We start from the raw sequence: 18,740 nt of genomic DNA, 5'->3' as shown, positions 1-18,740 counted from the left end.
GGCATGAAGGATATGAACAATCTCACCTGTATGAAGACGGTCTATGTCTGGGAGCTTCCCGTCCGCATCTATCACTGGATCAATGCCCTTTGCATCGTCCTATTGATGGCGACCGGTTTATACATCGGCAGCCCCGTTTTGCGGCCGACTGTCGTCACTGGTGATGCGGCAACTGTCTTCTGGATGGGCCGGGCTTTCATGTGGCATATGGCCGCAGGCTACATCTTTGTCGCCGTCTACTTGTTCCGGCTGTACTGGGCCTTCGTCGGCAACGAGTATGCCCGGAGCCACCATTGGCCCTGGCAAAAAGAGTTTTGGCTGGAATTTTTCGATGTGCTGCTGAGCTATCTTTTCCTCAAGCACCATAAAGAGGAGCATCTCGGCCATAACCCCGTAGCCAATCTCGCCTATTTTGGCTTCATCATGGTCGGTTCTGTCTTTATGGCGATCAGCGGCTTCGCCATGTATGGTGAACTGCATCCGAACGGATTTTTCAGCAGCTTCAGTTGGGTTTTCAACATCTTTGGGCCTAGTTTTACTGTTCACATGTTGCACCGGATGATGGCCTGGGGTATCGTGGCCTTTGTGGTGGTACACCTGTACCTTTCTCTCCGGCACGATATGTTTGCCCGAAACGGTACGTTATCGTCCATGGTCAGCGGGTATAAATTCCACTGTGAAGAATAATACTGCTAGGACCGGAATCGAACAAACTACATGTTAGGACAGAAAAACATGAAGAAAATCATCGTCATGGGTCTAGGCAATCTCTTGTTCACCGACGAGGGCCTCGGGGTGCATACCATTGAGGCTCTCGAAAAAGCGTACAGCTTTCCGCCGGAGGTGGAATTGATTGACGGGGGAACCTTGGGTCTGCTGCTCCTGGATACGCTGGAATCGGCAGAACGGTTCCTCTGTATCGACGCTGTCAACGTGGGCAAGGCACCAGGAACCCTTGTCCGTCTGGAAGGTGATGAACTGCCTCAGTATCTGGGTGTGAAGATGTCGCAGCACCAGATGGGCTTTCAAGAAGTGCTGGCACTAGCCAGCTTCCGGGGGCATCTGCCGCCGGAAATGGTCCTCATCGGCGTCCAACCGGACAACTTGGAGTGGGGTCTGCAACTGTCACCAACGGTACAGTCGGTCTTTCCGCAAGTCCTTGAGGCGGTGCGAGAGCAGCTTGAGCAGTGGGATATAGATGTAAAGCCCAAGATGGGATAGAATATTCCTAACGAATGCATAGAAATAGTTTTTTGGGTCACGGAGTCATGCCGTGACCTTTCCTGCTCTTGTCTACCTTTGGTGGAAGATGCTACAGGAGGGAAACCCATGCATGAAATGGCTCTGATGGAGAGCCTTGTCGATGTGCTCGCCAAAGAGGCAAAAAAGCATAATATTCAGCAGGTTAAGAAGGTCAAGCTCATCGTAGGGCAACTTTCCCATGCCTTGCCCGATGCGCTGCAATTCGCCTTTTCTGTCCTTCGCCAATATCCGCCCTTCTCTTCGGAGGCAGAGTTGGAAATCGAAGAGCGGGAGACGCGAGGGCGTTGCCAAAGCTGCTCTGCTGAGTTTGCAGTGGAAGACAATTACCTGTTCATTTGTCCTCAATGCGGCGGCTTGGCTGTCGACATCGTTCAAGGGCGGGAACTACAAATCGATTATTTTGAAGGTGACTGATGATGCAAATCAAACTAGGTCACAACTTGCTCGGCACGAACCAGACTGTGGCTGAGGAAAACCGTGAAAAGCTCCGGCAGAAAGGTGTCTACTTCTTGAATTTGATGAGCTCACCTGGTGCCGGGAAGACCACGTTGTTGGAAAAAACGTTGGCCTTGGTGAAGGACCGCTTGAAGGTGGCTGTGATCGAAGGGGATGTGGCCACCACGAAAGATGCGGAACGAGTGGCCCGCCACGGGATCCCTGTGGTTCAAATCAACACCCATGGCGCCTGTCACCTCGATGCCGCCATGGTTCGGGATGTGCTGGATACTTTTCCACTGGAGCAATTGGATCTGCTCATCGTCGAAAACGTGGGCAACCTCGTTTGTCCCGCTGAGTTTGACTTGGGGGAAACGGTGAAAGTGGTCGTCCTGTCGACGACAGAAGGCAACGATAAAGTTCCGAAATATCCCCTCATGTTTCGAGAAGCAGGGGCAATGATCCTGAACAAGATCGATCTGCTGCCCTTTACGGACTTTAATCTGGAAGAATTAGCTGTGGATTTAGAAGGGCTCCATCCCGGATTGCCGAGATTTGATCTGTCGGCCCGGACCGGCGAGGGGATGGAACAGTGGCTCGACTGGTTAGTGGCCCAGGTCCGTTCGGAGAAGCAATAAAGGGATTAGTCGTTCAATAGATCCTGTACAGATATGGATAGAGCACTTCGAAGTATTATGAAGTATATAGAGATGGTGGTAGAAACGCTGTAAAGAGAATGGGGGGAAGTCTGTTGAAGGTCGCCAAGTTCATCAGGGTCACTGGAACAGTTCAAGGCGTCGGTTTTCGTCCTTTCGTCTTTAAACTAGCTAAACAAGCAGGTTTATCGGGATGGGTCTTAAACGGGCCTGCTGGTGTTGAGATAACTGTCGAAGGGGAACCTGAACAGGTGGACGAACTTCTACAGGCCCTTCCGGAACAAGCTCCCCAGTTATGCCGGGTCAGGGAGATTATCCTTTGCGATATCCCCGTGCAAGGGTTACAAGGCTTTGCGATTGTTCAAAGTGCAGACGAAGCCAATCGAACTGCCCGTATCCCACCCGATGCTGCCCTATGTGCGGCCTGCAGAGTGGAGATGGCTGATCCTTTTGATCGGCACTACCGCTATCCCTTCACCAACTGTACCCACTGTGGACCGCGCTTTACGATTGTGCGACAAGTGCCCTATGATCGTCCCTTTACGAGTATGCATGCTTTTCCCATGTGTCCAGACTGCGCCCGGGAATATGAGGACCCTCTAGACCGGCGTTTTCACGCACAGCCGGTGGCCTGTCCCAACTGTGGGCCGCAGGTATGGGTATGCAGCCGGGATGGAAAAAGAATGGATGGTCCCTGGGATGAGATCTTCCGCCGAATGATCCACCAGGGAAGCATCATCGCCTTGAAAGGTCTCGGTGGCTTTCACCTCGTTTGTGATGGCCGGAACGATGCGGCTGTGGCTAAATTGCGGCGGCGCAAAAACCGTCCGTACAAAGCGCTGGCCCTCATGGCCCGGGATATGGATACGGTGCGTTCGATTGCTTGGGTCAGTGCACAGGAGGAAACGCTGCTGACCAGTTCTGCGGCGCCGATCGTAATCCTGGAACAAAAGAATGGCTGTAAGGATTTGCCCCTCGGCTATGGTACTGATAAGGGTATAATTCCTGCTAATATTGCACCGGGAACAAAAACAGTCGGCCTGATGCTGCCTTATACACCGATGCATCATATGCTCTTCGACGAACAGATCGATCTGCTCGTGATGACGAGTGGTAACCCAAGCGGGCTGCCGCTGGTGCGGGATAATGAGGCGGCTTTAGACCAACTGGCCAGCATCGCCGATGCCTTTGTCCTCCATGACCGGGATATCATCAGCCGTTGTGATGACTCTGTCCTCCGGGTGATCGATGGGGAAGTGCAGTTTTACCGTCGCTCTCGTGGATATGTTCCGGAAGGCATCGCGGTACCCTGGCCGGAGAGAAAGGTAAAGCATAGTCTTTTGGCCACCGGACCGGAGACGAAAAATACCTTTGCCCTTTTGGGGCGGGGGGAAGCTTATTTTAGCCAATATATTGGAAACGTCGATACCCGGGAAGGCCGGCAGAACTATTTGGAAAGCTTTCAAAACCTGCAGACTTTGCTCGATATAAAGCCAAAGCAAGTTCTGCGGGACCTCCATCCCCAATACCGCATTTCGGCCTTGGCTGCAGAACTGGCGCAAGAAATGGATTTGGTGATGATGGATGTGCAGCATCACCACGCCCATCTGGCGGCTGTGTTAGCCGATAATGATGTCACCGATCGGGCCATCGGCGTTATTCTCGACGGAACTGGATTCGGTGAAGACGGAACCATCTGGGGATTCGAGATTCTGACGGGAGACTTACAGACATACGAGCGCTGGTTTCACCTTCGCCCCGTCCTTCTTCCCGGCGGAGAAGCCGCTGTCCGCCGCCCCTGGCTGACAGCCTGTGCCTTTCTTGGCGAAGCATTTGGTTCGCGAGGATGGGAGCAGGCGAAAACACTATTTCCAGATCAGCAAGCAGTGATCGAACAAGCCCGATTGATGGTCGAGAAAAAACTGAACAGCCCTCAAGTCTCCAGCGCGGGCCGCTTTTTTGACGCCATTTCGGCAATCCTGGGCGTCTGTTTGGATAATACCTATGACGGTCAGGCGCCTTTGGAGCTGGGTGAACAAGTTCGTTTTCGACTGGGAGTTACTGATCATTCGCAGCAGTCGAAAGCAGGTTACGAAGAGGACAAATTATGTACGGAAGCTTGGGTTGACAAGGCTCTCGCCTTCGGTCATTACCCTTTTGCGATTCAAAAGGACCAAATCGATTTTGCGCCGGTGCTAGAAGCGCTGTTCCAGGATAAAGCCCAGGGAGCGATGATCGAGACGCTGGCAAGCCGTGTTCACAATACGGTTGCCCGGATGGTCGAAGAGGTTGTCCAGCGTACCCGTGATCAGACCGGCCTAAAGCGTGTCGCTTTGGGCGGTGGTGTCTTTCAAAATCCCTATCTATTGACGATGGTTCGCCACCTCTTGTCTCGGCAAGGATTCCAAGTGTTTATTCCCCGGCGGGTGCCGGCGAACGATGGCGGGTTAGCTTTAGGTCAAGGGGTTATCGGCTTGTGGAGGGAGGAATAAGGAAATGTGTCTTGCAGCACCGTCGCGGATTACGGTCATCTTCGAGGGCGGTTTTTTAGCTGAAGTGGAGAGTTTCGGCAACAAACGAAAGGTAGGACTAGCCATGGTCCCTGAGGCTAAAGTGGGTGATTATGTGCTGGTTCACGCCGGATATGCCATGGAAATTCTCGATGAGGAAGCTGCCCGGGAGAGCCTCAAAACGTGGGAGGAAATATTGGCTGTCACAGGGGAGGCAAAGTCTTGCACGGACAAGTCCTAAAACAATTTCGTGATCCCGATCTGGGACGTCGGATGGCCGAATCGACACGGCAGCGGTTACAGCGCCTAGCTGATAAATTGGGCCGTCGGCCCCGGTTCATGGAGTTTTGCGGCACCCATACGGCAGCCATCTCCCGGACAGGAGTGCGCGGGGTGCTCAAAACAGAGGTCGATCTCTTGAGCGGCCCCGGTTGTCCTGTCTGTGTGAGTGATTACAGCGATATTGACCGAGCCATCGCCTTTAGTACCGTGCCCGGTGCCATTGTGGCCACCTTCGGAGATATGATGAAGGTCCCCGGCAGCCGGACGACACTTCAGGAGGAAAAAGCCCGAGGCGCTGATGTGCGTGTCGTCTATTCTTCCCTCGATGCGTTGCAGTTAGCCCGGGAAAATCCGGATCGCCCCGTCATCTTCCTGGGTGTCGGCTTTGAAACGACAGCGCCTACTGCGGTGATGACGCTGGAACAGGCTGTCCGGGAAGATATCCGTAACTTTTATCTCTACTCCATGCACAAGACGACACCGCCGCCTACCCGGGCACTGCTGCCTGATCCGGAACTACAGATTGACGGCATTATCTTGCCCGGCCATGTGAGCATGATCTTAGGCCGCAAAGCCTGGGACTTCCTGCCGTCCAAACTGCAGCGACCGGGCGTGGTGGCAGGGTTTGAGCCTGTTGAATTGCTTGCCGCGATCGATACATTGGCCGATATGCTTTTGACAGGTAATTTGTCCGTTGTCAACCAGTATGGCCGTGCCGTTCGCGAAGAGGGAAACCTGGTAGCGCAGCAGGCGATGGACAAGTACTACAGTTTGGTCGACGGCCCATGGAGAGGGCTGGGAACAGTAGCCGGCAGTGTACTAAAGCTTAAACAGGAATATGCTCCATGGGATGCGGAGGCTTGCTTTGCCGTCAACGTGCCGCCAACTCAGATCCCGAAGGGGTGTATTTGTGGCGAGATCGTGAAAGGCAAGCAAAGTCCCTTCGACTGTGCTCTCTTTGGCAAGGGCTGTGACCCCATCCGCCCCGTGGGTCCGTGTATGGTCTCCTCAGAAGGTACCTGTGCCACCTATTATAAGTATGAACGAATGTAGTAATGACAGGTACCGGTGAGAGCGACGAACGAATCCTTTGGTGTTCTATAGGAACGTCTTAACTCGCCTGCAGAGGTGTTTTTCTGAAAAAACTGTGAAAGAGGGAGGATTATGGCCGATAAACGGATTATGCTGGCTCATGGCGATGGCGGCGCCTTAACCCATCGCTTAGTACAAGAACTTTTTTTACGCCATTTTCCCCATCCTACCTTGCACGGTCTCACCGATGGCGCTTTACTTCCTCAGCCGAATGGTCCGATGGTCATGTCGACAGATTCCTTTGTTGTCAATCCCATCTTCTTTCCCGGCGGCGATATCGGTAAACTGGCCGTGGCCGGCACAGTGAACGACGTAGCTGTATCGGGTGCTCGTCCGCTCTATCTGAGTGTCGGCTTTATATTAGAAGAGGGTCTGCTCATCAACGAGTTAGATCAAGTCGTCCATTCCTTGGCGCAGGCGGCAGAAGCTGCCGGCGTAGCAGTTGTGGCTGGAGACACGAAAGTGGTGGAGAAAGGCCATGGCGACGGGATCTATATCAATAGCACCGGTATCGGTGTCCTGCCTGTGGGCCGGGACTTCGGTTACCATCGCATCGCTCCCGGCGATGTCATTCTGATCAACGGATTTGTGGGCGATCATGGTTTAGCCATCTTGTCCAAACGAGCAGGTCTGACTTTTGATACCCCCGTACAGAGCGACTGTGCCCCGTTGAACGGGCTCATTGAAACCCTGCTGGAACGTGTTCCTGAGGCAACTAGCGCCGTCAAATTCATGCGCGACCCGACCCGGGGCGGCGTGGCGACAACGCTCAAGGAGATTGCCCTATCTACAGGCCGTGACATCTATCTCGATGAATCGTCGCTGCCGCTGCGTGAAGAGGTACAAGGAGCCGCAGAGCTGCTTGGACTCGATCCGCTCTATCTGGCCAACGAAGGCAAAGTGCTTGTTGTGGTGTCACCGGAAGCGGCAGAGGCAGTCCTGGCGATCATGGGCGAACATCCACTTGGTCGCGATGGGGCTATCATCGGACGTGTCAGCGAAGGGACAGGACAGGTATATTTACGGACTCCTCTAGGGGGGCACCGGATCCTCGATATGCTGGCGGGTGATCCGCTGCCGCGAATCTGCTGATCTAAACGTAGCCTCTGTCTAAGGAGGACGTCAATAACCAACCTTGAGGCATTCTAGATTCAAGGAGGACGGGAACATGTGCACACCGGGGACCTTTTCGAACGAAATTCAACTCATCATCCGGCAGTTAAAGGGCCGAAATCACCGGCTTTTCCACGACAGTCAGGATGTGGCGAAATACCTGCGGGAGTACCGCCAAGATAAGATTGTGGCCGAACTGCTCGACGAGATGACATTGATGTTGAAAGAAGCGGAAAAGCTGGCCGCCAAAGCGCTGGAAGCTGTGGAACAGCAACAGGCTGAAGCGGAGCAGCGAACAATGCCGACGGTCACCCTGTTTAATCCAGTCAAATAGACGTTAACGAAGAAAGCCCTGTTCTATCATAGTGTTCGATAGAACGGGGCTTATTATTTGTAGAGAAAAAACTGGTAACGGAAAAAAAGGAACTAGCACGATATATGTCGAATCAACAATTTATGACAAGTGATAAAAATTACTTGTCAGTATACACGGGGTAGGGTAAGATGATTTCGAGGAGGAGTATTAATTATTAATAAAAAATACTCCCTTGGATGATGCGAACCGAGTTATTTGGTTTTTCTCGCTTAACGTTATCAGAAAAATTGGAATTTATAGGGGTGATTTTTGGTGGAAACCCGAGGGACCTTTTATCAGCACTTGCAGAACCGGGGTGTGAATCGCAGGGATTTCCTCAAATTCTGCACGGTCATGGCTGCCTCTCTAGGATTAGGTGCCGGTGCGAGCGCTACCATCGCCGAAGCCCTGGAAACGAAAAAACGTCTACCAGTCATCTGGCGTCATTTTCAGGAGTGCACCTGCTGTACTGAATCGTTTACTCGAACCCAGCACCCTCTGGCAACGGACATCATTCTCAACATGATCTCCCTCGACTATGACGAGGTGCTCATGGCGGCAGCAGGCCATCAGGCAGAAGAAACGGCACGTAAAGTCATGGAAGAAAACAAAGGGAATTACATATTAGCCGTTGAAGGGGCCATCCCGACGAATGACGGCGGAATCTACTGTTGCTTAGGCGGTCGGAGCGCTCTCGATGTCCTGAAAGAAGAAGCCAAACATGCTAAGGCTATCATCGCCTGGGGCTCCTGCGCTGTCAATGGTTGTGTTCAAGCAGCGCATCCCAATCCCACCGGTGCTGTGCCGGTTCAGAAGATCATCACCGATAAACCAATTGTCAATGTCCCGGGTTGCCCGCCCATCGCCGAAGTAATGGCTGGTGTCATCACCCATGTGCTCACTTTTGAGCGGCTCCCTGAACTGGACAGTCAAGGCCGGCCCAAGGCTTTCTATGGCCATCGCATCCATGACAAGTGCAACCGAAGAGCCTATTTTGACGCAGGTATGTTTGTGGAATCTTTCGATGATCAAGGGTCAAAAGAAGGCTGGTGCCTATACAAAATGGGCTGCAAAGGGCCGAATACCTACAACTCCTGTTCAAACCTGCAGTGGAACGGCGGCCTGAGCTACCCCATTAAATCCGGTCATCCTTGTATCGGCTGCTCTGAAACTGGCTTTTGGGACAACAACGGCGGCCAGTCCATGTACAACCATCTCTCCGAAGTACCCGGCCTGAAGATTGGCGTGAACGTCGATACATTCGGAGCTACTGCCGTCGGTGCTGCCATCGCGGGTGTCGCCGTACACGCTGGCCTTTCCGCCGTCACGAAGAAATCCCTTGAGAAAAAAGAAACCGAAAAGGATCGGTAAGAAATAACTAGGGAGGAAAACAATCAATGGCAGAACGGATCGTCGTAGATCCCATTACCCGGATTGAAGGCCACCTGCGCATCGAAGCCAAGGTGGAAGGCGGAAAAATTATCGATGCCATGAGCAGCGGCACCATGATCCGGGGTTTGGAGATCATCCTCCAGAACCGAGACCCTCGGGACGCTTGGGCCTTAGTGCAACGCATCTGCGGAGTCTGTACCACTACCCACGCCCTCACATCGGTACGGGCCGTCGAAGATGCCTTGAAGATAAGCATCCCGAAAAATGCTGAACTAATCCGTAATATCATGTTTGCCGTTATTCATATCCATGATCACCTGGTCCATTTTTATCACCTACATGCACCGGACTGGGTCGATATCCCTAACGCGTTGCAGGCTGATCCGAACCAGACGGCCCAACTGGCCCAAAGCATCTCCCGATGGCCAAAATCGACAGCAGGCTATTTCCGCGACGTACAGAACAAATTGAAGACGTTTATCAATAGCGGTCAACTCGGGATCTTCGCCAATGCCTATTGGGGTCACCCAGCTTATAAGCTGCCTCCGGAAGCAAACTTAATGGCTGTTGCCCACTACCTGGAAGCGCTCGATTGGCAAAAAGAGATCGTCAAAATCCACACCGTCTTTGGTGGAAAGAACCCCCATCCGAACTACCTTGTCGGCGGTATGGCCTCCGCCATCAACATTGACGGTGATAACGCCCTCAATATTGAGAAATTCAACCTCGTGGGCAAACTGATCGACGAAGCTCTAGAATTTGTCGAACAGGTATACGTTCCCGATGTGCTGGCTATCGCTTCCTTCTACAAAGATACGGCCGCCTATGGTGGAGGCTTAGGAAATTACCTCTGCTTCGGTGATTTTTCGACGGCCAGCAACCATGACCCGTTAGGATTTCTCTTTCCGCGGGGTGCGATTCTCAATCGGAATCTCTCGGAAGTTCTTGAGATCAATCCCCGAGATCCACAAGAGATTCTGGAATACACGGATCACTCCTGGTACGAAAACTCGAAAAGCGGTCTTCATCCTTGGGAAGGGGAGACGAAACTCAAATACACCGGCCCCAAGCCGCCTTATGAGACTCTCGATGAGTCCGGTAATTACGATAAAGCCTACTCTTGGATCAAATCGCCGCGCTGGAAAGGCCATCCTATGGAGGTGGGCCCCCTCGCTCGTATCCTTATGAACTACGCCAAAAAAGATGCCATCGCCCACCCTCTCGTGAAAGAGGAAGTGGATACAGTCCTCAAGGGTCTGGGCGTGGGTCCGGAAGCCCTGTTCTCGACACTCGGTCGGACGGCAGCACGTGCCATTGAGTCGAAGCTTTGTGCCCATTGGATGAAGCGATTCTTCAACGAACTCATCGCTAATGTAAAGTCCGGTGACCAAAGAACCTTTAATGCCGAAAAGTGGGAGCCAGCCACTTGGGAGAAAGAGTGCAAGGGTGTAGGGTTCACGGAAGCACCTCGCGGCGCCTTGAGCCACTGGGTACACATCAAAGACGGGAGAATCGCAAACTACCAGTGTATCGTACCCAGTACCTGGAATGCTTCGCCGAGAGATCATAAAGGTCAAATTGGCGCCTATGAGGCTTCACTGATCGGAACCCCCATGGTCAAGCAGGATCAGCCCTTGGAACTGCTGCGGACGGTCCATTCCTTTGACCCATGCTTGGCTTGTGCCGCTCACCTCGTCGATACGGAAACCCAGGAGACGACCAAGGTCGAAATCCTGCGCTAAGGAGGGACCGGTATGAAGGACATGAAGAATCTGAAATGCCTGCGTACAGTTTACGTCTGGGAACTGCCGGTGCGGATCTACCACTGGGTGAACGCCCTCTCCATTGTTCTTCTGATGATAACGGGTCTTTATATTGGAAATCCCCTCTTACGTCCGACCGTCGTCACCGGTGAAGCAGCGACCAACTTCTTCATGGGATACGCCTTTATGATCCATATCGCTTTTGGTTACCTGTTTATGGCGAACTACCTCTTTCGGCTCTATTGGGCCTTTGTAGGTAACCAGTATGCCCGCAGCCACTACTGGCCTTGGCAGAAAGCCTTCTGGGCCGAATTTTTTGATGTATTGCTCAGCTATCTCTTTCTCAAGCACCATAAAGATGAGTACTTAGGCCACAATCCGGTGGCGAACCTAGCCTATTTTGGATTCATCATGGTAGGCTCCGTCTTTATGGCCTTGACGGGGTTTGCCATGTACGGGGAACTTCACCCGAACGGTTTCTTTGGACATTTACAATTCGTCTTCAACGTCTTAGGCCCCAGCTTCAACGTGCACATGCTGCACCGGATGATGGCGTGGGGAATCGTAGCCTTCGTCGTTACCCACCTGTACCTAGCCCTCCGGCATGATATGTTTGCTCGCAACGGCACTTTATCGTCCATGATCAGCGGATATAAATTTCACTGTGAAGATTAATCCGTTGTTCTTGGTTTAGGCCAGCAAAAAGAGGAATGTCTTCTTCGGCGATGCTAAATATAGAAAAGCCCTGTTCTACCGCAAATGGATAGAGCAGGGCTTTTCTTGCTTATCGGACTGTTTGCAACAATTAAACCGGCTACATTGACGGTGTGGAACGAGGAACATTTGGACCGGAGGAAGAGTTTTTTCGTTTTGCTCCCGAACCGACGACATAAGCGGCCAAAGGGGTCTGACTGATGAGGACGGAGAAATAATAGGCGCAGATTACACAACCGGCGAGGATGATGACGATCTTCGGGGTGATGGCGAGGGGTTGCATAAACTTATAAACCACCCGTGCCGTATATTCCAAGGTCAAGGCGTGCACTAAGTAGGCGCCAAAGGAATGTTTCCCTAACCGATCAAGATACTCCATAACTCGGTTGCTCTTTTGGGTCCAGCGCAGCGTCAAGCCGTAGAGAAAGATGATCGCACTGATGGAGAAAAGAGCCATAGACGGCTTTAATGATGTCGACACATTAAAATTGACCACATATCCAGCGGGGGTTGGATAGGATTGCATCCACATTTCATAGGTCACCCGTGTGAAAAGCAGCAGGCAGAGGAGGCTGTTCGCCAGAAAGGTTTTCTCCACCCAGTTTCGCCATTGGTTCACAGTGAGGCCGGCAAGACCGCCGAGGACGAAATAGAAGAACCAGAAAATGAAGGTACGATCGCGGTACTCGGAAAAGAACGACCAGAACTGTGGCATACCGCCAAGGTTGTCCAAGCGAGGGATGACGGAAGAGGAGAGCCACGTCAGCCCCAAATATACCGCTCCAAGGGATACCATAAGCAGGATGAGGGATTTTTCGCTACGCAGGCGCGGTTCTAACTGTTTGGCGACGCTTCGAAAGCAAGGATAGACTATGTAAAACTGGTAGATCATGACGAGAAACCATAAGTGATAGTAGGTGGAACCGGTCAGTATTTTTTGGGACACATCTTTGATAAACAACAGAAAGTCTTGTGGAAAAGGAACTCCGTGGAATACATAGATGAGTGACCAGACCAGGTAAGGGATGATGACCTCTTTCGTTCGTCGTACAATAAACTTGGGGTACTCTAACGTGTCATAGTAATTATAAAAAATAACCATCCCCGTCATAAAGACGAACAGGGGCACTGCGAATTTGGCGAGATTGAAAAGTATAGTGAGTAGGATAGCGTCCGATTTACCTAACCCCTGTTGATTCATAAAGGGTCCCAGCGTATGCTGAAAAGCCACCCCGATGAATGCAAGCCCCCGCAGGATTTGGACTTCCTCTAAATATGCTTTCGTTTTCAACGCGGCTCTCCCCTGAATACTTATAAATATCCGATGAATAGGCTTTCGATTTTCCAAGTATATCATATCAAGGGAACCGCTTTATACTTCATTTTGAGATCTCCTTTCGAATCGTCGAAAGGAGAATTATTTGCAACCATTTCAAATACAGAAACGTCTATATTTAGGATGTGGTTTCCTGTAAATTAGTACATTCAACTTTTGTTCTTTTCTGTATGTGGGTAGTGATTTGCTCTTCCTTTTGCACAGGCCTACATGAATAGGGTTCAATTTCTCTAGAACAGACGGGAGGTTTTGTATTTAGTGGACAGGATAAAAGGAAAATCAGCGCAGATGATCATCGCTACTGGGGTTGTCCTATCGGCAATTGCGACGGGAACATTACCGGCCTGGTCAGCAGAATCCGGTAAGACTTCCCAAACTGTGACTATGGCGAATCCGGTCGAACAAGGGTCACCTCAAGTCGAGTCCCAGATGGGAAAAATCATCGCTAAAATCTCTACGGTGTACCCGGAGTTCAAGCAACTACAGCTCCAGTCGAAGGTTTATCACCGGGAAGTTCCCAATTATCTCAAATTCAACGGTCATGAGAGCACTTGGGAGTGGACATATGGGGAACAAGGGGTAGCAGAAGAAGGGGGAAAGGATGACAGTGCTATTCCGAGCAATCAAGCGGTCTTTGTCTTGGATGGGAAAGAGGGCAGTCTAATCTCCTTCGAATGGAACAGCCCTCCTTGGCAGAAAGAGAGCCTTCATGCGCCAACATGGGATCTGGCCAAAGCTAAGGCGTCTGAATTTTTGCAGGGTTTGGGTATGCCGGTCCAAGAGTATCAAGCCAGAGAATTCTTTGAAAACAACCAGATGAAAATGATTGAATTTCACCGGCTTTACAACGGTATTCCCTTGCTGGAATCTACCTATTCCGTTGCAGTGGACGGGACTGGACGTGTTTTTGGCTTCCATAGCGATGGGCGAAACAACTTTGATGCAAAAGACTTTCCCAATCCGATAGAGGCCATTTCCGCAGAGGCAGCTAAAAAAGTGTTCTCCGATAACCTGGCGGTGAACCTTCAGTACGTACCACAAGAACTCATCGACTTGATGCAGCAAAAGAGCCTGCCGTCGACCTTACCGATTATGGGCCGAAAAACCTTTCACCCGGTTTATGTCTTAAACTACCCTGGGAGTATCGACGCCATCACCGGCAAAGCCACTACGGCTCATTTGGAAGATGGCAAGCCCAATGAACAAGTGGTGCACATTCAAGGAAAAGGACAAGTTCTAACCGCACCTACGGCGGCGAAGGGACTTCAGGTCCTAGCCAGAGAATTTGGTTTAAATATAGAAGGCTTAGAAGAAAACCGCTCTATCGATGTCCGGCGAGAAGAAAATACTCAACCCCATCGTCAACGGTATTTTTGGACTAGTAAGTCCGAGAAAAACGGTGGGGAACAGGGTGAAAAAGAAGATGAACTGTCTATCTCCCTTACGATCGAATCTGATACTGGCCGTATCGTCGGTTTCAGTGCTTACGGCAAGCCAACGGACAGTAGTAGAATAACCTCTTTTCCAGTAGAGAAAGCACGAGCAAAGGCGTTAGATGTGATCGGCCGCTATATTCCGAAGGGAAACTATGACATGGAGCTAACGGATCTCAGTGATCCATCTATTTTCAAGCATCCCGAATGGGTCGATACCGACAAGATTCCAAAGCATATTTTAGACGTAAACAACTATACCTACGGCTTCACATTGATCCATCAAGGGATTCCCGTAGAGAGTATGAACGCATCGATCAGCCTGGATAAATACACTGGACAGGTTACATCTCTTTTATTATCTCTGCCGGAACTTTCCAAGCTGCCTGATGTGATGAATATCGTGTCGAAGGAAGTAGCCAAAAAAGCTGCGCTGGACAATTGTCACCTAGAAATGTACTATACCTGGCCCGAGTATTTGGGGCAGTGGGCACCGAAACCCAGCCTCATTTATCGACCCGATTGGATCATGACGGGGGGCATCGTCGACGCATTCACAGGTACGATGATCCATCAGAACGATAAAGGAGAATAGACGGTATACCTCAAAGCGTAGTCCAAGCAGACTCGAAAAAAGGAAGTGGCGATTTCTTTGGCTCGTTTAAGCAAAAACAAGTGAGGAGAATGATGAATGAAGTTACCTCTGTCTCAGTTGTCCGGCAAGTCGTTTCGTGTGCTTACCGCTGGCGTAGTTATGGCGGGGTTAATGACCACTGCCGCATATGGCAATACACCAGCGGGAGTGGAAGCTAAATCGGCTTTGGCAATGGAAAATCAAGTTGGAGCATCTACGGGTAGTGAAACGAGAGCTACCGCTTCCCAAATGGAAGGGCAGGCACCAGAAAGGGAGACACCTCCGGGGCCGGTTCAAAAGAAAATGGATGAATTTATCGCAAAAATCTCCCAGTTCTATCCGGAACTTAATCAGATGAAATTACTATACCTGCAACATGAAGCGAGCTATCAAGAAGAGAGCGGTCAAGCAGCAAGAGTATGGTATGTTCACTACATAGATCCGAGAGCAACTGAAAAAGACCGTCCCGTTGCATACCAAGTATCTTTTACCTTCGACGATAAAGATGGTAGCCCTCAATCTTTCCACTTGCAAAACCCGTCCTGGGCCAGTTTGGAAGATCCAAGCCCTTCCCTGGCAAAGGAAAAAGCTACGGAGTTTTTTGAGAAGCTGTTCGAAACCCAAATGAAAGACTATGAGGTGGGTGATTCTTTCGGCGGGGGCGCCTCAAGTGTCAGCCATGAAGGAAAACAAATCACATGGAGATATACTCGTGTTGCTGTTGAACGGCGCATTCATGGAATCCCCTTACAAAACAGTGGACCTTGGAGCATTGATGTGGATGGATCGGGAAATATCGTTGGCATGAACATTTCCAAAGAAACGGACATTGATCTGACTCGTTTCCCTGATCCTTCGTCTGCCATTTCTCCAGAGTCGGCAAAAAAAGCTTTCGCAGACCAGATGAAAATGGAACTTCTCTATATGCCGCAAGAGAATCTGAACAAGCCCGGAAATGGGATCGATCCGGTCTTAGGTCGTCAGCCAATGCGCTTAGTCTATCAACCGAATGTATTTATCTCACCATTAAATGCTTTTACGGGAAAACCGGATTCCACGCTTTATAATTTTACGACAGCTGACTCGCCGCAAAAAACGGTCCAGGTCAAAGGAGAAGGAAAAGCCATTTTTTGTGCCTCCGTCGATGAAGTTAGGAAGAAGGTCAAAGCCGAATTTGGTTTACCTTTGAACGAACTCGATTACATCACCGATGAGCTACATGAAAAACCGGGACCGGTGAACGTAAACATTCCTAAGATTCACACTTACAATTTTATTGAGAAGAGGGATCCCTCCAGAAATAAGGAAGAAGTGACAGAACTGCCTCGCTATGCTGCCGTCGAAGTAGAATCCGACACGGGACGTCTAGTCGGTATCCGTTATCAAGAGGGTGGTAAGAACAATAAAACCCAGCCCATATCGATTGATAGGGCACGAGAAAAGGCGATACAGCTTATCCTGCCTTATTTGCCAAAGGAAACGATAAGCTTACGCGTAATAGACCTTGTCCCATTGACGAGTCCCGAATACCCTGAATGGGTGGATAAAACAAAAATCTCGAAGAATGATGTTATGGAAGATAGAATATCGTTCCTTATTAATCCGTTATATAACGGCATTCCAATTGAAGGGATGGTTGGATTTGTTTCCGTCGACAAGTACACCGGAAATATTGTTACTTACCATGCGTTTCCGATCGACTTAAAAAAACTACCCCTCGATAAACCGGTAGTTACGCTAGAGAAAGCCAAAGAAACATATCTTCAGAAGTTAGCTTTTGAGAAAAAGTATATCTGGCCCAAAATTTTTGACCAAAGAGCACCTAAGCCGAGTCTCTTCTATATTCCCGATTTTACTGCGGCCAGCGGTGTCATCGATGCCTACACAGGTGAATTAATCCCTTACGTACAGTACAAAAAATAAGGGGCAGTTGATGAAATAAACCCATAAGAGAAAGCCGACCCCCACGACAAGAGGGAGGGGTCGGCTTTTTTCTAGAGTCATCTTTTTGGTTGCCATTGGAAAAAATCTGCTCTCACGGTCCGAGGTCTAGTTTACCTTCAGTGACTGCCACGACGACCTCGCGGCCCATGATGGTTCGTTTTAAGTGGGCATCGGCATTATCTTCAATTATGAAACAAGCGGTCCTATGGCATCCACTGATGGCATAGGACCGCTAAAGATTTTCAGGATATTCCGGGTGCACCCGTCGGATATCTTAAAGGTTAGAAGCAGAGAAATCAGTATGTCCCTTTATAAGCTATTCGTTGGTTGATTCAGTGGATTCGTCGATGGTGACCACTTGACTTTCTGGGTCGAAACTAACATCTTTCTTCAGTGTCTCACTGATAAAGCGTAGGGGGACGAAGGTGCGGTTGTTGACGACTTTTCCGGGGACGTCAATCGTCACTTTTTCGCCGTTGATCAGCGCTTCGTTAGAGCCCAAAGTAAGGATGATCTCTTGGTTGTCTTGGGTGATGGTCACTTTTTGTTCCTCAGCATTCCACTGAACCGTAGCGCCGAGGGCTTCTGTGATCGCACGAACCGGTACCAATGTACGCCCGTTTTCGATGACCGGCTGTACTCCATCAAAAATCGGCTTTTGGCCTTTTACGTATACTTTGATGCCTTCTTTTTTCGCTGATTTCCAGGCGGCTTTCAATTCGGCCATGGTGTCTTTATTCTTGGGATCGATTTTAGCGGCTTGTTCCAGGGCATCGACGGCAGCCATGGGATCTCCGGATTTCTGCATGAATTTGGCCACATTCTTTAGTACTTTGGCTTGGCTGGTTGGTTTCATTGCAGGAACCGATTTCAATGTAGCTGAAGCTACTGCTTGCAGTTCTGTTTTTACTTCAGCGTCCTGAGAAACGGCAGCGATAGCTGCAGGGTCTTCCGCGATGGTGGAGAGTTGGTCTGCCACGGTTTCCGGATTCGTAACCGGAGTAGTGGTTTGGCTGGTTTCGCCGCTGCCCGTAGAACTGCCATTGGAAGAATCGGCACCGCTGCCAGTAGTACCGCCGGTGGAGGTATCGGATCCGCTGTCGGTAGTAGTGCCTGAGGAAGTTTCTGTACCGCTGCTGGTAGAGCCACCAGTGGAGGTGTGAGTACCGCTGTTCGTTGAGCCACCAGTAGAGGTGTCAGTACCGCTATCTGTTGAGCCACCAGTAGAGGTGCCAGTACCGCTGTCGGTAGTACCACCACTGGAAGTATCGGTGCCGCCATCGGTAGTATCGCCGGTGGAAGTATCGGAACCGCTGCCGGTAGTACCACCAGTGGAAGTATCAGTGTTGCCGCCAGTAGTGTCGCCTGTATCGTCTGGAACCGGAACGGTTCCGCCTCGGCTCTCAATCAACTGTTTCAGCACTTCGATCGCACGGGGACTTGCTCCATTTTGAGAAGCATTGAGGTAGGCCCGATTCAATCCTTTGAGACTAGGATGAGTTGCACCTTCACCTGTCTTTTTCGCATTTTTGGTTTGTTTGTTTATCGTGGACTTCGAAGCGGTAGAAGCATTGGAACTTGATTTTACAGCGGTGGATTGGCTTTGGCTTTTTCCAGAGGAACTATTCCCGCCGCCATGACCACCACCATTTTTGGCCATAGCCATGGTGGTTTGTACAGTGAGCAGGCTAAAAACAGTTAGAGCCACGACGAAGCCTTTACGAATGTTCATTTCGATACCTCCTTGTTATAACTAGAGCGTTAAAGCGATAACATTTCTTTTTTTCTTGTTTATGGGTAAAAGTATATCATTCATTG

Annotated in this window: 16 protein-coding genes and 1 pseudogene; 14 read left to right on the top strand and 3 right to left on the bottom strand. The window is 50.5% G+C overall.

Going from position 1 to position 18,740, the window contains the following annotated elements:
* Positions 1–3: 3 nt before the first annotated feature.
* The 12 genes from cybH (GJ688_RS07380) (at position 4) to cybH (GJ688_RS07325) (ending at position 11,536) form a co-directional block, all read left to right on the top strand.
* Positions 4–687 (top strand): Ni/Fe-hydrogenase, b-type cytochrome subunit, encoded by a 684-nt coding sequence (cybH, locus tag GJ688_RS07380; protein ID WP_155475907.1) that lies wholly within the window; start codon positions 4–6, stop codon positions 685–687.
* 48 nt (positions 688–735) lie between these two features.
* Entirely contained in the window at positions 736–1,221 is a 486-nt protein-coding gene (locus GJ688_RS07375; protein WP_235910834.1) for a HyaD/HybD family hydrogenase maturation endopeptidase, read from the top strand.
* 108 nt (positions 1,222–1,329) lie between these two features.
* Entirely contained in the window at positions 1,330–1,677 is a 348-nt protein-coding gene (gene hypA / locus GJ688_RS07370) for a hydrogenase maturation nickel metallochaperone HypA (protein ID WP_155475905.1), read from the top strand.
* 2 nt (positions 1,678–1,679) lie between these two features.
* A complete protein-coding gene (hypB, locus tag GJ688_RS07365) occupies positions 1,680–2,336 on the top strand; it encodes a hydrogenase nickel incorporation protein HypB (protein WP_155475904.1) in 657 nt (218 codons plus the stop codon).
* Positions 2,337–2,449: 113 nt separating this feature from the next.
* Positions 2,450–4,846 carry a carbamoyltransferase HypF gene (gene hypF, locus GJ688_RS07360; RefSeq protein WP_235910833.1) on the top strand — a complete coding sequence of 799 codons (2,397 nt, stop codon included), beginning with the start codon at positions 2,450–2,452 and terminating at the stop codon, positions 4,844–4,846.
* A 4-nt stretch (positions 4,847–4,850) separates the two neighbouring features.
* A complete protein-coding gene (locus GJ688_RS07355; protein WP_155475902.1) occupies positions 4,851–5,105 on the top strand; it encodes a HypC/HybG/HupF family hydrogenase formation chaperone in 255 nt (84 codons plus the stop codon).
* The gene (gene hypD, locus GJ688_RS07350; RefSeq protein WP_155475901.1) at positions 5,087–6,199 is read left to right on the top strand and encodes a hydrogenase formation protein HypD; all 1,113 of its coding nucleotides are present in this window, start codon (positions 5,087–5,089) and stop codon (positions 6,197–6,199) included. Before GJ688_RS07355 ends, hypD begins: the two co-directional genes overlap by 19 nt.
* A gap of 111 nt (positions 6,200–6,310) precedes the next feature.
* Positions 6,311–7,330, top strand: coding sequence for a hydrogenase expression/formation protein HypE (hypE, locus tag GJ688_RS07345; protein WP_155475900.1), 1,020 nt, complete (start codon positions 6,311–6,313; stop codon positions 7,328–7,330).
* Between the two features lie 76 nt (positions 7,331–7,406).
* Positions 7,407–7,685 carry a hypothetical protein gene (locus tag GJ688_RS07340; RefSeq protein WP_155475899.1) on the top strand — a complete coding sequence of 93 codons (279 nt, stop codon included), beginning with the start codon at positions 7,407–7,409 and terminating at the stop codon, positions 7,683–7,685.
* 294 nt (positions 7,686–7,979) lie between these two features.
* Positions 7,980–9,077, top strand: a complete 1,098-nt coding sequence (locus tag GJ688_RS07335) for a hydrogenase small subunit (RefSeq protein ID WP_170291769.1) — start codon at positions 7,980–7,982, stop codon at positions 9,075–9,077.
* 26 nt (positions 9,078–9,103) lie between these two features.
* Positions 9,104–10,840 carry a nickel-dependent hydrogenase large subunit gene (locus GJ688_RS07330; protein WP_155475897.1) on the top strand — a complete coding sequence of 579 codons (1,737 nt, stop codon included), beginning with the start codon at positions 9,104–9,106 and terminating at the stop codon, positions 10,838–10,840.
* Between the two features lie 12 nt (positions 10,841–10,852).
* Positions 10,853–11,536, top strand: a complete 684-nt coding sequence (gene cybH / locus GJ688_RS07325; RefSeq protein ID WP_155475896.1) for a Ni/Fe-hydrogenase, b-type cytochrome subunit — start codon at positions 10,853–10,855, stop codon at positions 11,534–11,536.
* Between the two features lie 139 nt (positions 11,537–11,675).
* Here cybH (GJ688_RS07325) and GJ688_RS07320 read toward each other — a convergent pair whose 3' ends face one another.
* On the bottom strand, positions 11,676–12,866 hold the full coding sequence (locus tag GJ688_RS07320; protein ID WP_170291768.1) for an acyltransferase: 1,191 nt from the start codon (positions 12,864–12,866) through the stop codon (positions 11,676–11,678).
* Between the two features lie 303 nt (positions 12,867–13,169).
* Between GJ688_RS07320 and GJ688_RS07315 the strand changes: the two genes are divergently transcribed.
* Together GJ688_RS07315 and GJ688_RS07310 are read left to right on the top strand one after the other, a co-directional pair.
* Positions 13,170–14,939 (top strand): YcdB/YcdC domain-containing protein, encoded by a 1,770-nt coding sequence (locus tag GJ688_RS07315; protein ID WP_155475894.1) that lies wholly within the window; start codon positions 13,170–13,172, stop codon positions 14,937–14,939.
* Between the two features lie 96 nt (positions 14,940–15,035).
* Complete coding sequence (locus tag GJ688_RS07310; protein ID WP_155475893.1) at positions 15,036–16,901, top strand: hypothetical protein; 1,866 nt, start codon at positions 15,036–15,038, stop codon at positions 16,899–16,901.
* Between the two features lie 118 nt (positions 16,902–17,019).
* Here GJ688_RS07310 and GJ688_RS07305 read toward each other — a convergent pair.
* Both GJ688_RS07305 and GJ688_RS20595 read right to left on the bottom strand, forming a co-directional pair.
* Positions 17,020–17,106, bottom strand: a pseudogene (locus GJ688_RS07305) (YjbQ family protein); the annotation flags it as partial.
* A gap of 132 nt (positions 17,107–17,238) precedes the next feature.
* The gene (locus tag GJ688_RS20595) at positions 17,239–18,654 is read right to left on the bottom strand and encodes a copper amine oxidase N-terminal domain-containing protein (protein WP_155475892.1); all 1,416 of its coding nucleotides are present in this window, start codon (positions 18,652–18,654) and stop codon (positions 17,239–17,241) included.
* Between the last annotated feature and the right edge of the window lie 86 nt (positions 18,655–18,740).

Origin of the sequence: Heliobacterium mobile, from assembly GCF_009720735.1 — a bacterium.
GTDB lineage: Bacteria > Bacillota > Desulfitobacteriia > Heliobacteriales > Heliobacteriaceae > Heliobacterium > Heliobacterium mobile.
The sequence above is the reverse complement of the archived record's forward strand: the minus strand, read 5'-3'. Positions and strand labels throughout refer to the sequence as shown.